This is a genomic window from Mucilaginibacter sp. 22184 (assembly GCF_052045695.1).
Taxonomy (GTDB): Bacteria; Bacteroidota; Bacteroidia; order Sphingobacteriales; family Sphingobacteriaceae; genus Mucilaginibacter.
This window is the reverse complement of sequence record NZ_JBQEPI010000001.1, coordinates 895,101-910,333: the sequence shown is the minus strand read 5'-3', so window position 1 is coordinate 910,333 and position 15,233 is coordinate 895,101. Positions and strand designations below refer to the sequence as shown.

The 15,233-nt window shown below is 43.2% G+C and carries 16 protein-coding genes; 8 read left to right on the top strand and 8 right to left on the bottom strand.

The features are described 5' to 3' along the window. Positions 1 to 87: 87 nt before the first annotated feature. Positions 88 to 348 (top strand): hypothetical protein, encoded by a 261-nt coding sequence (locus ACTJKG_RS03870; RefSeq protein WP_440738411.1) that lies wholly within the window; start codon positions 88 to 90, stop codon positions 346 to 348. 16 nt (positions 349 to 364) lie between these two features. Here ACTJKG_RS03870 and ACTJKG_RS03865 read toward each other — a convergent pair whose 3' ends face one another. The 4 genes from ACTJKG_RS03865 to ypfJ form a co-directional block, all read right to left on the bottom strand. Beyond that, on the bottom strand, positions 365 to 1,198 hold the full coding sequence (locus ACTJKG_RS03865) for an N-acetylmuramoyl-L-alanine amidase (protein WP_440738410.1): 834 nt from the start codon (positions 1,196 to 1,198) through the stop codon (positions 365 to 367). An 8-nt stretch (positions 1,199 to 1,206) separates the two neighbouring features. After that, complete coding sequence (locus ACTJKG_RS03860) at positions 1,207 to 1,398, bottom strand: neutral zinc metallopeptidase (RefSeq protein ID WP_440738537.1); 192 nt, start codon at positions 1,396 to 1,398, stop codon at positions 1,207 to 1,209. A 67-nt stretch (positions 1,399 to 1,465) separates the two neighbouring features. Next, positions 1,466 to 1,651, bottom strand: a complete 186-nt coding sequence (locus ACTJKG_RS03855) for a hypothetical protein (RefSeq protein WP_172334158.1) — start codon at positions 1,649 to 1,651, stop codon at positions 1,466 to 1,468. Between the two features lie 254 nt (positions 1,652 to 1,905). Further along, entirely contained in the window at positions 1,906 to 2,772 is an 867-nt protein-coding gene (ypfJ, locus tag ACTJKG_RS03850) for a KPN_02809 family neutral zinc metallopeptidase (RefSeq protein ID WP_440738409.1), read from the bottom strand. Positions 2,773 to 3,044: 272 nt separating this feature from the next. On the opposite strand from ypfJ, the gene ACTJKG_RS03845 reads away from it, so the two are divergent. From ACTJKG_RS03845 to ACTJKG_RS03830, 4 genes are all read left to right on the top strand, one after another. Further along, on the top strand, positions 3,045 to 3,725 hold the full coding sequence (locus ACTJKG_RS03845; RefSeq protein ID WP_440738408.1) for a DUF6134 family protein: 681 nt from the start codon (positions 3,045 to 3,047) through the stop codon (positions 3,723 to 3,725). Between the two features lie 78 nt (positions 3,726 to 3,803). Beyond that, positions 3,804 to 4,391 carry an RNA polymerase sigma-70 factor gene (locus tag ACTJKG_RS03840; RefSeq protein WP_440738407.1) on the top strand — a complete coding sequence of 196 codons (588 nt, stop codon included), beginning with the start codon at positions 3,804 to 3,806 and terminating at the stop codon, positions 4,389 to 4,391. After that, positions 4,384 to 5,367 (top strand): FecR domain-containing protein, encoded by a 984-nt coding sequence (locus ACTJKG_RS03835; protein WP_440738406.1) that lies wholly within the window; start codon positions 4,384 to 4,386, stop codon positions 5,365 to 5,367. Before ACTJKG_RS03840 ends, ACTJKG_RS03835 begins: the two co-directional genes overlap by 8 nt. Positions 5,368 to 5,385: 18 nt before the next feature. Next, positions 5,386 to 7,083, top strand: coding sequence for an STN and carboxypeptidase regulatory-like domain-containing protein (locus ACTJKG_RS03830; protein ID WP_440738405.1), 1,698 nt, complete (start codon positions 5,386 to 5,388; stop codon positions 7,081 to 7,083). A 370-nt stretch (positions 7,084 to 7,453) separates the two neighbouring features. On the opposite strand, the gene ACTJKG_RS03825 is transcribed toward ACTJKG_RS03830, so the two are convergent. Further along, positions 7,454 to 9,406: a hypothetical protein gene (locus ACTJKG_RS03825; protein ID WP_440738404.1), complete on the bottom strand. Its 1,953-nt coding sequence runs from the start codon at positions 9,404 to 9,406 to the stop codon at positions 7,454 to 7,456. A 174-nt stretch (positions 9,407 to 9,580) separates the two neighbouring features. Next, complete coding sequence (locus ACTJKG_RS03820) at positions 9,581 to 11,119, bottom strand: Do family serine endopeptidase (protein ID WP_172334165.1); 1,539 nt, start codon at positions 11,117 to 11,119, stop codon at positions 9,581 to 9,583. Positions 11,120 to 11,306: 187 nt separating this feature from the next. Here ACTJKG_RS03820 and dapF point away from each other — a divergent pair, with 187 nt between their 5' ends. Beyond that, positions 11,307 to 12,101: a diaminopimelate epimerase gene (dapF, locus tag ACTJKG_RS03815; RefSeq protein WP_172334166.1), complete on the top strand. Its 795-nt coding sequence runs from the start codon at positions 11,307 to 11,309 to the stop codon at positions 12,099 to 12,101. 361 nt (positions 12,102 to 12,462) lie between these two features. Here the strand turns inward: dapF and ACTJKG_RS03810 are convergent, their stop codons facing one another. Both ACTJKG_RS03810 and ACTJKG_RS03805 read right to left on the bottom strand, forming a co-directional pair. After that, complete coding sequence (locus ACTJKG_RS03810) at positions 12,463 to 12,972, bottom strand: hypothetical protein (protein ID WP_440738403.1); 510 nt, start codon at positions 12,970 to 12,972, stop codon at positions 12,463 to 12,465. Beyond that, complete coding sequence (locus ACTJKG_RS03805; RefSeq protein ID WP_172334168.1) at positions 12,969 to 13,550, bottom strand: RNA polymerase sigma factor; 582 nt, start codon at positions 13,548 to 13,550, stop codon at positions 12,969 to 12,971. The genes ACTJKG_RS03810 and ACTJKG_RS03805 overlap by 4 nt, the downstream gene beginning before the upstream one ends. A 316-nt stretch (positions 13,551 to 13,866) precedes the next feature. Between ACTJKG_RS03805 and ACTJKG_RS03800 the strand changes: the two genes are divergently transcribed. Further along, on the top strand, positions 13,867 to 14,556 hold the full coding sequence (locus tag ACTJKG_RS03800; RefSeq protein WP_172334169.1) for an SIMPL domain-containing protein: 690 nt from the start codon (positions 13,867 to 13,869) through the stop codon (positions 14,554 to 14,556). A 236-nt stretch (positions 14,557 to 14,792) separates the two neighbouring features. Further along, entirely contained in the window at positions 14,793 to 15,167 is a 375-nt protein-coding gene (locus ACTJKG_RS03795) for a DUF6249 domain-containing protein (protein ID WP_172334170.1), read from the top strand. Positions 15,168 to 15,233: the final 66 nt, after the last annotated feature.

Below are 15,233 nucleotides of genomic sequence, written 5' to 3'. Positions count from 1 at the left end.
GCATATTTTTTAAAGCCCGGTTTTCAGGAATCGGGCTTTTCTTGTTTTCGGAGTAAGGGTATATACGCATTAAGGTGTCATGGTTTTATGAAAAAGTTAATGCTATCCATCATAATGCTCGTATTCTTGATGAGCTGCAAAACGCAACAAATATCATTGGGCTTATCCGAGCAAAAATTCACCCGGGATCACCCTACTGCTACTCGTGTAGAACTCTCCGTTTACAGAACCGTTTACCAGGATAATCAGACCACCGAATTTTATTATTTTAAAGACGGTAAGCTATACAAAATGGATCATGGATTTGCACCTTATGGGTCAACAAAGCCGGTACCTACACGTCAATGACTCCTCTCTTAAGGAATTAGGGAGTATATTTTTTGTATACGTTGTATAGGATATTCAGATCGAATTCGGTCATGGTTGGAGTTTCGTCTGTTTGAACAAAGTGACGTTTAAAGGCTACGATGGCTGCGGTAAGGTCGCGGGTATCATAGCCGATGAGTTTGAGGGCCGTGGCATAGTCGAAATTATCGGGTGGAACCTCCAGCAGGTAATCGCGCCAGTAGCCGAAGCCTTTATCGGCGAGCAATTTCCAGGGAAAGAAGGGTCCAGGGTCGGGCTTACGCAGCGGGGCTATATCTTGGTGCCCAATAAAATTACTTGTTGGGATACCGTACACTTTTTTAAGCTGTGTTAACAAGGCCAGCAGGCTTTTTACCTGGGTATCATTAAATGGTTCGTGCCCATTATTATCGATCTCGATACCGATGGAGCAACTGTTCATATCGCTGATACTACCCCAACGGCTGATGCCTGCATGCCAGGCCCGAAGATAGTCATTCAGCATATGATATATCTTACCATCCTTACCCACCACATAATGGGCGCTCACCTGTGGCTTTACCAAAGTAAATGTTTTAAGCGTTTGCTGTATAGAATCCTGCGCGGTAAAATGAATGATCACATAGTTGGGTTTACGCAAGTTAAAATTCACCGTGCCCACCCACTCGCCGGGAATATTAGCGCCCGCACTATCCACCAGCATAGGCACCTGTGTCTGTTCGATCACTTTTACAACCGAATCTGTCTTGCTCGTATACACCTTATTGGTTAAAGCATAAGGCCCTTTCGGCGAACAGGAACTCAAAGCCGCCAATGCAGCTATGGAAAATATGATGTAAAGGTAGTTTTTCATGCGGATTGCTAATGTAAGCAAATAACACACGAGGAGGGAAAGCGTTTTAAATGAATTCTATGTTGCCCATGGCTTGTTTTTTCAGCTGGTTCATAACCAATGGGATTGGCAGCATTAAAGGGCTCTTCGATATCACCCGGGTCGAGCACATTTTTGAGACTTTGCTCTAAATGTGCCCAAACACCGGTTAAAAATCGGATTAAAGCTTTACAGATGGTTTATTACATACTGACCCTTTGAACCGATTGTGAATTTCATTTATTGGACTTAAAAACCAAATCCAGGATTCGCAATTGGGCATTCCCAAGGACGGGCAAGACGAGCATAAGGGCGACAATCATCCACATTGTCCGATTCTCTACGTCCTTTCCACTTAAGGCCGCCTTTAATTTTTCCCAGGTCTTTGATTTCGAATTCTTTAAATTTTTCCAGTTTGCTTTCTTTTTTTTCCATAATACAGTGTTTTAAGGTTATCCCTCTAATGACCCTCATAAATAGCAGTGATTGTTTTTAGAGAGATTCCAAATTAAACATATGAATTAACATTATCAATTGTTTAACCGATTTCTCAAAAATAAAAAACACTATCATTTTCTGGTATTTCTTATAACCCCGTAAAAATTTATGGAATCACTTATGGGTAAATTTGCTTGCTGTAAAACAGACCAATTACTTAACATAACAACTAACGGGGGCGTTTATAACGGTTACTCCAAATCTCCATTTCCAAAAGTATCACCCTGGTTAATATCTCCCGTTTCGTAGCCTTTTTTAAACCAGTACATGCGTTGGGCGCTGGTTCCGTGGGTAAAGCTATCGGGTTCTATGTGGCCGGTGGCTTGTTTTTGCAGACGGTCATCACCAATGGCGTTGGCTGCCGTGAGGGCTTCTTCAATGTCGCCCGCGTCGAGCACTTTTTTCATGCTTTGCTCGTAGTGAGCCCAAACGCCAGCATAAAAGTCGGCCTGGAGTTCCAGCTTTACGGAGAGTTTGTTGTACGCGGTTTCGCTAAGGCGGTTACGGGCTTCGTCCATTTTGGCCGAGGTTCCCAATAGATTCTGCACGTGGTGACCAACCTCATGGGCTATGACATAGGCTTGCGCAAAATCGCCACCAGCACCAAAACGGTTCTTAAGCTCGTCATAAAAAGAAAGATCGATATACACTTTAGAATCTGCCGGACAGTAAAACGGCCCGGTTGCCGCACTGGCATTACCACAGGCCGATTCGGTATAATTTCTAAACAAGCTTAAATGAGGTTTTTCATACGTTTTGCCCATATCGCTGAAGATCTTCGTCCAGATATCTTCGGTATCGGCCAATATCACCCCCACAAACCGTGAGGCATTATCTTTGGGTGCGTTTGGATCCCTGGCCTGCTGTTCGGTTTGCACCTGCCCATTGCTGGCAACCTGGTTCAACAATTGCGAGGTATCAACCCCGGTAAAATAGTAAATAGCCAGCGCTATGATACTTATAATACCACCACCCAGGGCAAAACGGCCACCGCCGCCTCCACCACCACCCCGGTTATCTTCTACATTGTCGCTTTCGCGTCTTCCAAGCCATTGCATATTAAGCCCCCAGCCCCCTAAAGGGGGTATTTTAATTTTCTGTAGTACAAGTTACAAATTATTGGACTTATTGTTTACCCTTTTTTGATTGGAGTCCAGCGAAGTGTCGTTGGAATCGAATAGAAAAAAAATAAAAACTACTAAACTGATAGTCTTTTTTTATATATTCGTAAATATATTATGAAATCACGTAGGGGTAAATCTTTAATATGTTGTAATAGCTGTAGTTAACATCACTAACAGTTGTTTCATTTCTATTAAATTTTACCACCATGATACCTGCCCTACTCATCTGGCTCTTCAAAAAGTACCTGGCCCCGGTCTTAAAGGATAAACATATTAGCCCCTTAACTTTCATCGCGCCTTTAAAAAAAGTGGCGACCCTGCTGGCACTGCTTTACTTTTCATCGGGACTAATAGCGCAGGAGCAAATTGTTAAATACAATGTATTGCACAGCGGCAAAATAGTAGGTCATATGGACCTTTACCAAAAACGCGAGGGCGATGACCTGTCATTGAAAATGATATCGCAGGTAAAAATGCGTTTCATCATGAGCATCCAGGTAGATATCCATGAGGAGTCTGTTTTTCAGAAAGGTAAGCTCATCAGCTCCAGCATTTGCCGCAAGGTGAATGGCAAAGAGAAAGCCAGTCGTCAAACCAAAGCTTGTGGAGATTGCTACCAGACGCTAAACGATGGCAAGAGCGGACAACTTGGCCAAAAACAGATCAGTCAGAACTTAATGCTGCTATACTGCCGCGAGCCCGATAATAACGCGCAGATCTATTGCGACAACTTTCAGCAGTTTTTGCAAATAAAACAGGTATCGCCGCATGTGTACCGTATTGATCTGCCCGATGGTAACTACAATTTTTACTCCTACACCAACGGCGTATGCAGTAAGGTTGATATTCACCACTCGCTGTACACCATTCAAATACAACTGGCCTGAATTTTACAATTACGCTCTTCGTCCGTGAATTTGACTGCCAAACAAGCTATCTTTAACGCAAACTTTCACCCTTTTAAAGTGGAATATAGCGATAGCTCGGTCATCAATTTACTCAAACAAGGCAGTCAAAAGGCTTTCGAATGGCTATTTAAAGAACACTTTAAAAGCCTGCACGCCTATGCCTATACTTTTTTAAAAGATGATGAAATGGCCGAAGAAATTGTACAAAATGTATTTTGCCGGATCTGGGAAAAACGCGATAATCTTAAAACCGATGGTTCGCTCAAATCATACCTTTACCGGGCTGTGCATAACGAAAGTTTGAACTATTTAAAACATCAAAAAGTAAAGGCCAGCTTCGGCGTATATTATGCCGGGCAGCTGCAGCAGGACGAAGAAGAACAGGCATCAACCAAAGTAATGACCATCGAGCTGCAACAACGTATAGAAGAGGCCATGAGCGAGCTGCCACAGCAATGCCGTACTATTTTTCAGCTCAGCCGTTTTGAGCAGCTCAAGTACCAGCAAATTGCCGATCATCTAGGGCTTTCTATCAAAACCATAGAGAACCAGATGGGCAAGGCACTGCGGATAATGCGCCAGAAACTGGCGGAGTTTTTACCCATTATTTTATTTTTATTAACCCGATGGCTACACAATGAGTAACGCCAATATACATATGGATGATGATCTGCTGGTGAAATACCTGGCCGGCGAAGCTACGCCTGCTGAACGCCAACAGGTAGAGGATTGGATGGCCGCCAGTGAAACCAACAAAAAGCTTTTTGCCGATTTTAAACTAATATGGAATCAAAGCCCGGTAACCGATCGGAATGTAAGTGAAGATGACGCGTTTATCCGTTTGCAAAAGCGTATTGACAGTAATGCCGCCCCCCGGCGTGAGGCTGTGATCAAAAAACTGAGCCGCAAACAGTGGATAGGAATAGCTGCATCATTAGTTTTAATATGTACGGTACTCTGGTTAACTTTTAATCATGTTTACGATAATGGTTCGGTTTCATTTGTACGGATAGATAGTAAAGATAAAGTGCAAACCCAATCCCTTCCCGATGGGTCGGTGATCACCCTCAACACCCGATCAACTATTGTGTACCCGGGCCGGTTTACCGGCAACATTCGCCCGGTAAGTTTACAGGGAGAGGCCTTCTTTAAAGTAAGCCCAGATAAAACAAAGCCATTTATAATTAAGGTGAATGATGTAACGGTTAGGGTAGTTGGAACGTCATTCAATATCAAGAGCCGTAATGGCAAAACCGAAGTGATTGTAGAAACGGGTATTGTACAGGTGAGCAAAAAGCAAAACAGCATTGACCTGAACCCGGGCGAACAGGTAACAGTAACCAACGATCAGGCCTTATTAGCCAAACAACAGAGCAGGGGCAAATTGTATAACTATTACCTCACAGGACAACTGGTTTGTGACAGAACTCCGCTAAGTGAGGTAGTAAGTACGCTGAACGAAGTATACAGTACGCACATTGTGATAGCTAATAAATCGTTGGAGAATTTGCCGATCACCACTACGTTTAAAGGCCAGTCGCTTGATGAAGTTCTGGATGTTATTTCCGGTACATTTAAGATCACCGTGATTCGAAATAACCAGCAGATCGTTTTTAAATAGCAACTTCTACCTTATACCATGGATAGTTTACGAAGACATGTGCTTCTCTTCCTGATCATATTTACGCTCCCCCTCGTTAGCCGGGCCACAGAAGGTGAATCTATCCTGGCCAAAAACATCTCTGTTCACGTAAGCAACATGCGTTTGGGTTCGGTGTTAAAAACCATCGAGCAAAAAGGAAATTTTACCTTCTCCTACAACAGCAACATCGTTAAAACAGATAGCCTGGTAACTCTCAATGTCAATAACTGGACCATTAAGGAAGTGCTTGATCAAATGCTCCTGAACCGTTTTGAGTACAAGGAAACCCGCAATTTTGTGATCCTGCGCTACGCTCCCTTACAGTTATCCCTAACTACCGAAAAAGCCATAACCGAAGACGGAGAATACAACATCAGCGGCTTTGTAACCGACGACCGTAGCGGTAAAAAACTGGAAAATGCCAGCGTGTATGAACGCAGTCTGCTGCAATCAACCCTCACCGGTAAGGACGGGCGGTTTGAACTCCACCTCAAAAATAACGGCAAACCTGTAATACTTACCGTAAGTAAAGAATACTACCGGGATACCACGGTCACCTTTCTTTCTGGTGTTACGGTAAACTCCAACCAATCGCAGCTTGACGAGGACGGCTACATGATCAGCAATGATGATGACGGCATTGAGCGCACCGTTCTGGGCCGTCTTTTCACATCTGCCAGGCAAAAGGTACGAGCGACCAATCTGCACGGACTTATTGCGCAGGCCCCCTTCCAGGCGTCGGCCATTCCGGGTGTAAGTACTCACGCCGAGTTTAGCGGCCAGGTAGTCAACGCCGTTTCGCTGAACGCGGTTGGTGGCTATAATGCAGGCGTAGACGGCTTTGAACTGGGCCTGATCTTTAATCTGGATAAAGGAGACGTAGGGGCCGTGCAAATTGCCGGGATATTCAACGTAGTAGGCGGTAATGTGAATGGTATACAGGTTGGCGGTCTTTACAATAATGTACTGGGCAGCGTTCGGGGCATACAGCTTTCGTTACTGCACAACAGAGTGAAACGCGATCTGAACGGCATACAAGTAGCCGGGCTATATAATCACACGCGGGGTTCGGTAAGGGGTATACAATTGGCGGCTCTGGGCAATATTGCCGGGCAAAAATATAGCGGCATGCAAATAGCCGGATTGTTTAATTATACCCATAACCTGCGTGGCGTACAATTAGGGCTCATCAATGTGGCCGATACTTCATCGGGTTACAGTATCGGGCTTATCAACATTGTACGTTATGGCTATCATAAACTAGCCCTGTCATCCAACGAAACATTGAACGCCAATATTGGCCTCAAAACCGGCAGCAAAAACCTGTACACCATATGGACAGGTGGCCTCCGTGTAAATGACAACAGTAAACTATACGCATTCGGCTTTGGTTTCGGTCGCGAAATGGGCATGGGTAAGCACCTGGCCTTTAATCCCGAAATAACCGAACAATATGTTTACCAGGGCAACTGGGCCCGTACCAACCTGCTGGGCAGGCTTGATGCTTCCTTAACCTATCATGTTGCTAAAGCATTTTCTATTAATGCAGGGCCGTCGCTTAATCTTTTTTATTCCGACCAGCGCAACGCAGTCAATGGATATGCTTACGTCAAGGACCTGCATCACAGCTTTATCAACAACAGCAACAGCTGGACCGGTTGGGTTGGCTGGACGGTTGGGGTGAGTTTCTTTTGATGGATTTACCCTGACCAGCATGAAGCATAGCCGGCTCACCCGGCCCACGCTTTGCTGGACCACCCTCTCTTCGGCTTTGCCGCAAAGAGGGTAAAAAATTAAAAAACCCCTCTTTCCGCCGCAGCCGAAGAGAGGGGTGACGAGCGCAGCGACGCCGGAGTGAGTCAATACCTCGCATCCGATTCTTATCTTCTGTCTACTGATGTTATACCCAAAGCCCCACCATTTTGCTAAAAAGTGGGTTTACATGGTTTACACTTTTTTGGGTTAACGTGCAATTATATCACTGACAATCAACACATTACATCAATTTAACACAAAATAGTGTAAACCCTCTTTTTTGCTGTTTTCAAAATAAAAGTCCCTGGCGTTATACCCGTTTTAATACATTACCATTAGCGGTATCAACCCATATTGATCCGGGATTTAGGCCCGTTGCCGAAGTTGGCAAAAGCGATAAATCAAACTGTTCAAATTTCAACCGGCCAAATGCAATGGGTTCTCTGGCATGGTAAACTCTTACCCTACCAATAGCTACGGTTCCGGAGCTGCTGTTCAACCCGGCGAAATTAACATTAAGCTGAACCGCATTATCCCTAAAAACAAAGGGGAATCTAAATCGCTGCCATGAATCAGGAACCATACATATCCTTTGAAAATGGACAGCGCCTCCGTTATACTGTATTTGTACCACGATGTTTTGTAATGGTGTTGCCCCGGCTTTTACCAGATCAAATTCTATCCAACTTGGACTTCCTTTGATAACACTGCTATTAGAAAGATATCCCAAGGCAAAACTCCCTCCCGGTATATTATATTGCCTGGCTTCCGTTCCACCCGTAGCATCGGTAAGAGATCCAACGATGGTAGTCCCCCCGTTTACAGACAAAGCCCCTGTAGTTATAGAGCTATACAGTTGTACAAACCCGGCATAATCCTGGCCACCCCCTGTATAAGTATGAATGTTAACCGGATTACCGTCATATTGCGAAAGCGAATCCGTTAATATCCCCACACCCAAACCATTTGATATATTTAGCGGCATGGTTAAAATGCCGTAATCGAGGCCAGTATTGTCTTCAAACAAGTTTCCCTGATTGCTGTAATTCGGTGTCGGGGCGTTCAAAAAGTTCAGCAAAAAAGATGGAGATATGCCATCAAATACGTTTTGCGAAATCGTGCACAACCTGACGTTTGTTGTTGTAGTGTATATAAAAGAGATGCTCACCGAACCGCTCACTTTATTTGATTTTATCAAATGCCCGGTAATATATCCGCTTGATGCATTTTGCAGATTAGGTAAACGGTCACCATTATATGTTCCGGACAACTCATCTGCGTATACAATTCTATAATCTATGCTGCTTTGGTTCTCGTTACCAAACTTATTCCCCTCAATGAATAAGCCGGTGCCCGGCACTGTGGCGTTAGCATTCGGAACTATCCAAACGCTCATCCTTGATTTTCCGTCGCCACCTGTAAACTGGATAAAGTCGTTCCCCCATATATTTGAACTTATGCCGCCGCCTCTTATCTTAATGTGGATCCGGTTTGATAGAAAATTACAGCCTTCAATAATGGTTTTGTCGGCATTATTGCCGATTGCCACACCAATTGGATTAATTGGGTTAAGTGGATCCGCAGAATTGGCCGAAGCCTTAAAAACACAGTTGCTGATTCTCCAATAGGGTTCATCTGTTCCATTACTTTGGATTGCACATTCTGTATATTCGAAAAAATTACAAAAACGAAATGCCTTTAAGTTAGATCCGTTACTTCCCGGAAATGTTGATCTGAATGCTCCTAATCCCCCAGAGAATGTGATGTTTTCAATTAACATGTCCGTTTTACCTCCTGCAGTATCAATAAAATACGAAGATGTACTAATTGATATGGTGGTTACACCAGCTCCATCCCCCGAAATAAACAACCGGGGATTGTTAAAGTTAAAGCCAGATCCGCTATACATGTAACTACCTGCCGGAAAACGCAATGACTTGGTTTTAACATTACAATAGGTAAGCGCCTTAGTAATATTGCCTGTATAATCAGTAGATCCGGGAATAGCGCCAAACCAGTTTGCGTTGATCACATCTGTAACTATCCTTTTCCAGCGGCCGGTTGCAGCGGTGGTTTGGATTATTGTTCCGCCATCCTGGGTTTCGGTACTTAAGCTATCCCAATAAAATTCCCCTCCTCCTCCGTCATTCACGGCATAATAGCCCAATAACTCAATAGTTTGTTTGTCTGTAGTACCTGGATAATTTGTAAGATCTGCAATGGTATTGATAGATCCTGAAATGGGGTTTGGTGTTGTTGGCATGATGTATTTTTAGGTTAAGGATTGTTTAGATATAACATTTTTCCAAATTGGTTTATTGTGGTTGTTATATAATTTAATTCCTTCCATATTCTCTGCTTGAACCCCTAACTTCTTTCAAAAAAACCCGGCCATTATAGCCGGGTCTTCTTACACAATCACTTTATTTAAACTTTCTTATTGCACCTGGAACATATTGTTAAAGTTTGTTCCATCCGGATAGTAACCTGAGATAACCAGGTTGCCATTGCGCAGGTTGGTGATGGCTTTGTCGATATCGGCCACACTGTTGATAGGCTGTTTATTGATGCTGGTGATTACCGATCCAACCGGGATCTCAAAGTTATCAAACAAACGGCCTTCACGCACCTGGGTTACTTTTACACCTGAGTTTACATGGAACTTCGCTTTTTCGGCACCGCTCAATGGTTGGAAACTTGCACCCAATTTGTTAAACAGCTCCTCGGCCGATTTTGAAACGGCTGCGGTACGGTTTGTTGGTGTAGCATCAGCCTTAAGGGTTACGGCAAATGCTTTCTCCTTACCATCACGCAAAACAGTTACATTCAGTTTATCACCTGGCTGCATCCGGCCAACATGCTCCTGCAGGTCTGATGATTCATAAACAGGTGTACCCTCTACTTTGGTAATGATATCTCCTTTTTTAATACCGGCCTGCTCGGCACCACCGCCTTCTACCACGTCATTAACATATAAACCATTGTTATTGGTAATGTTCAGTTTCTGAGCAACATCTGGGTTAAGTTCGGTAAAGCTTACGCCTACAAAGCCACGTTTTACGGTACCGTATTTTTTAATATCGTTCAGTACTTTTTTGGCCAGGTTAACCGGGATGGCAAAGCCATATCCTTCATATGAGCCCGTATGCGACGCGATAGCCGCGTTGATACCCACCAATTCGCCTTTGGTATTTACCAGGGCTCCACCACTGTTACCCGGGTTAATAGCCGCATCTGTTTGGATAAATGATTCGATAGCTTTATTCAGTTTTGGAGCGCCTTGCTGATTGCGGGTACGACCAAACGGATTATCATCATCGCCATTATCCTGGCTGCCAATGATGCCTATATTACGGCCTTTGGCGCTCACAATACCCGCGGTTACGGTTGACGTTAAGTTAAATGGATTGCCCACGGCCAATACCCACTCGCCTACTCTCACTTCATCAGAGTTACCCAGTTTAACAATGGGCAGGTCGTTAGCGCTGATCTTGATCAGGGCCAGGTCGGTGCTTGGATCGGTACCAATAACCTTAGCCTGGAAAGTACGGTGATCATTGGTGGCTACAGTAATTTTATCAGCCTTTTCAACCACGTGATTGTTGGTTACAATATAACCATCGGGCGAAATAATTACTCCTGAGCCAGATGCCATTTGCGGACCGCGCTGCGGCGAACGCTGACCAAACATATCGCCAAACATTTGCTCCATCATGTCCTGGCCTCCGCCCGATTGACTGCTGTACGTAGTACGAATATACACTACCGCGGGGGTCGCCGCTGCTGCCGCTTCGGTAAAATCGAGCGACCCTGTTGATGATACGATCGGGGTGGATTTATTACTGGTAAAATATACTTTTTGCTTTTCTTCAAAGCTCATGTTATCTGAGTATTTATTCTCGATAACCTTGTATGCGCCTAAAGCAAGTGCACCTCCTACAAAAGCGGTTAATAGTGTTAAACCTATCTTTTTCATTTATATTTGCCTTTCTTTATTTTGTTTATATAATTTAACAACCCAAATTTAATACCATATAGACTACATAGTCAACCATTAGTTAAAGGTTTTTTTGTTAAAATTTGTTAAATTAATTACCGTTGCTATTTTAATTATGGCCCTTAGTTTGGTAAATGCTAAATAGCTGATATTAAATGACATTATTGTGAATATACGATTTTATAAATACCAGGGCGCAGGTAACGATTTTATACTGGTTGACAACCGTGAAGCTAAGATAGATCATACCAACCCCAAACTCATTTCTTCGCTTTGCGACCGTCGTTTTGGTATCGGCGGCGATGGGATGATGTTTTTGCAAAACAAGGAAGGCTTTGATTTTGAAATGGTTTATTACAACGCCGATGGTGCGCCCAGCAGCATGTGCGGCAATGGAGGGCGTTGTATTGTAGCCTTTGCTAAGTTCCTGGGTATCATCGATTCCGAGACTGAATTTTTGGCGGTCGACGGCCCACATCATGCCAAAATTTCAGATAGCGGCGATTGGGTGAGTCTGCAAATGATCAATGTTGATCAAATTAATACCGATAACGACGCTTATGTGCTCAATACCGGATCACCCCATTATGTAAAACAGGTAGAAGACCTGGAGCATAGGAATGTATACCAGGAAGGCAAAGCCATCCGCAATAATGCCACTTATCGCGAAAAAGGTATCAATGTAAATTTCGTAGAACCAACTACCGACGGATACTTTGTACGCACCTTTGAACGTGGTGTTGAAGACGAAACCTTTGCCTGCGGAACAGGTGTTACCGCGGTAGCCCTGGCCATGGCCAGCCATAACAACAAAACCGGGCACATCACTACCCCTATTAAAGTTTTAGGCGGCGATCTGAACATCCGTTTTAATTACGATGGCAAAGTATTTACTGATATTTTTTTAGAGGGCCCAGCGGTGCAGGTATTCAGTGGCGAGGTGAGTCCTCCTGCCCTCTGAAGGGGAAGTCTTTAAACTATGATCCTGAAGCTATGCTATGATAGTGGGGCATTTTTTTGCCTTTTTACCTGGTGATCATGCCAATCAATAGTTCCCCTTTAGGGAATTAAATAGCCTAAAAAAATAAAAGCCCCCCAGACTTGCTCCGGGGGACTTTCAACCTAAACCTTATCACAATTAAACCGGTAAGTTTACCAGTTCATGTAAGATTATACAATTACTATACCAAAACTACCACGGGTTGTAAATTTTATGATTATGTAATGTAAAATACTTTAACTTACACTAAAATCTGATACCCGGATTACATAACTGACTAATTGTTTGGTCACCTGTCGGTTTTGGCAGACACACCACATACTTATTGTAACTGCCTGGTGGTCTTTTTTCTACGCAGATAGGCATCTGTTAAAAACAAAGCCAACACTACATCAAATATCAAAAACCACTTTACAAGCGGGCCGCTAAAAACACTGTTGGTGCTGGGTAGCTTTACACCGGCAGGTAGTTTAATATCCGCTGCACTGATGTTAATTCCGGAAACATGAACGTTGGCAAAAACAACTACCAATAGTGCCAATATGGTAAATACAAAGAAAATGGCGATGCCCAGGATAACACGCTTATCGATATTGGCCTTTAGCGGCTGCATGGCATTCTCGGTACGGATGGCTTCCATTACGTTATAAGTAAAGGCCATAGGCGGCTCATCCAGCTCCATAGCGGCAAACTCCTGGTTAAGCGCCAGTAGTTCCTGATACTTTTGAGCGTACGCCTTATCCTGCTCAATAAGCCGGGCTGTGGCATCCTGCTCAATCGGGCTGCAGGTGCCATCAATATAATTCCAGAGTTTTTCCTCAATCGTGTTCATATCAGTTCTTTCACCTCTTGTTTTAAATTTTGCTCCAGCTTCTCTTTCAAACGCTGGCGTGCTCTAAATAGTTTAACCTTAACCGTATTTGTTTCCATCCCCAATGCCTGAGCAATTTCTTCCAGTGATTGCTCCCCTTTATAAAAAAGGGTGATAATGGTAGCATCATCGGGCAGCAATTGTGCTATGGCCTGGTTAAGGTAAAACGACCTTGATTTGTTCTCGATATTGTTGGTATCATAACCCGATTCCTGGCTTTCAACCTGGATAAAGGTATTTTCATCATCGATGGAATCTGTTGCTACCCGTTTTTTTCTTAAAAATGTCATGGCAGTAGTATAAACTATACTGTACAGCCATGTACTGAATTTCGACTGCCCCTGGAACGATGCCAGCGAGCGGTACGCTTTTATAAAACAATCCTGGGCAATCTCTTCGGCATCTTCACGCCCTTTTGCAAAACGCAAAGCTAAAGTAAATACAAACCGCTGGTGCCGTTTAACCAGGTCGGCATAGGCCGATTGGTTACCCGCCAGGCTTTGTTCTATAAGTTCGATATCTGAAAGCTTGCTTTGCATGTGTTACAACCTCTCTGACGCCGTGGTTTTAAATCAGGTTACATGGTTACGTAAATTTAGTAAAAATTTAACCCCACCCCTATCTTGTTTTGGCCTAAAATTCAAAACAAAAGCTGTAGCTTTATATAATCCTGATAACTAAGCCAAGGCACAAATAAATTATAACACCTGTTACATATTAAACTTTTGGTACGTTATCATAGTCACATAACATATAATATTTATAAAATAACTATCACATGAAACCTTTCATGAGCCGCCCAACAAACACAAATGCGGCTCTGGAGAGTTTCGCAATCTAAAAACAACTTACCCCATGAAAAAGCTACTTATCCTTGCAGCACTAATTATGACTACTTATGGAACCTTCGCGCAAACGGTTGATCTGCGCCGCAAAATTGACGTTACCGGCATTGCCGAACAGGAAGTTACCCCCGACATTATATATGTTTCTATTTCACTACAGGAATATATGAACGGTAAAAACCGGGTTACTATTGATGTTTTGGAAAATCAATTGGAAAAAGGTGTAAAAGACGCCGGAATCCCTAAAGAGGATTTTACCATAAACGATGTTTCGGCCTGGAACAACACCTATCAAAAGAAAAAAGCTCCTGATTTTTTGGCCGGCAAACAATACCTGGTTAAAGTTACCGACCTGAATAAATTTAACCAGATACTGGCCAAGGTTGACCCAAAAGGTATTCAATCAACCAATATTCAGAGCTATGACTACTCCAAGATCAATGAGTTGAAAAACACCTTGAAATTAAAAGCATTATTATCGGCCCGTGATAAAGCCGCGTTCCTGGTAAACGGCCTGGGTGATAAATTGGGCTCTGCAATAAGTATCAGCGAAAGTGATAACAGCAGCTTTCCGCAGCCTCGTACTATGATGATGTTTAAATCAGCTGCCGCAGATGCTGCCGGCCCGGCTGAATCTGATATCGACTTTAAAAAAATAAAACTGAGCTTCCAGATACAAGCTACGTTTGAAATAAAATAAGGCTTTTAAGATAAAAGCCGAAAGGTAAAAGGCGAAAGGTGATAAATCTTTCGCCTTTTTTATTGAACTATTTTTTCAAAAAAACTTTCTCCTTTGACCTTTAGCCCTTCAACCATCTTTTTTTTACTAAGGGTGTAACCTGTTTAAAAACAGTGTGGTCATAGCTTACAAATACACCGCATTGGTGATTTAGAAACAAGAAAAAAAATTAATTAACTTATTAAAATTGAAATAATATGGAAACTGCTCAACTGGGTGTATTAGCTGGAATTTTAGTACCCCTCGGCTTCTTCGCCATGATCTTCGGGATCGTTTATCTGAACAAGCGCGAAAAATTATCAATGATTGAACGTGGTATGGATCCACGTAGTTACAAACCACAATCAGCTCCTTATCAAAACTTAAAGTGGGGATTACTACTTATCGGTTCGGGTGTTGGTTTATTCCTGGCCTTTATTTTAGATCATACCATATTCCGTTCTATGGATGATGAGGCCTTTTTCCTTTACGTAGCCCTGATCGCGATATTTGGTGGTGCCGGCTTAGTGCTCTCTTACCGGATAGAAAAAAAGGAAGTATTGGATAAAGATGAGCTTGCGCTGCAAAAATAATCAGCAGGGAAAGCTCTCTCCGTCGATAAGAAGCATCTGTGTTAACAGGGGCTTTTCGGCGTTTGG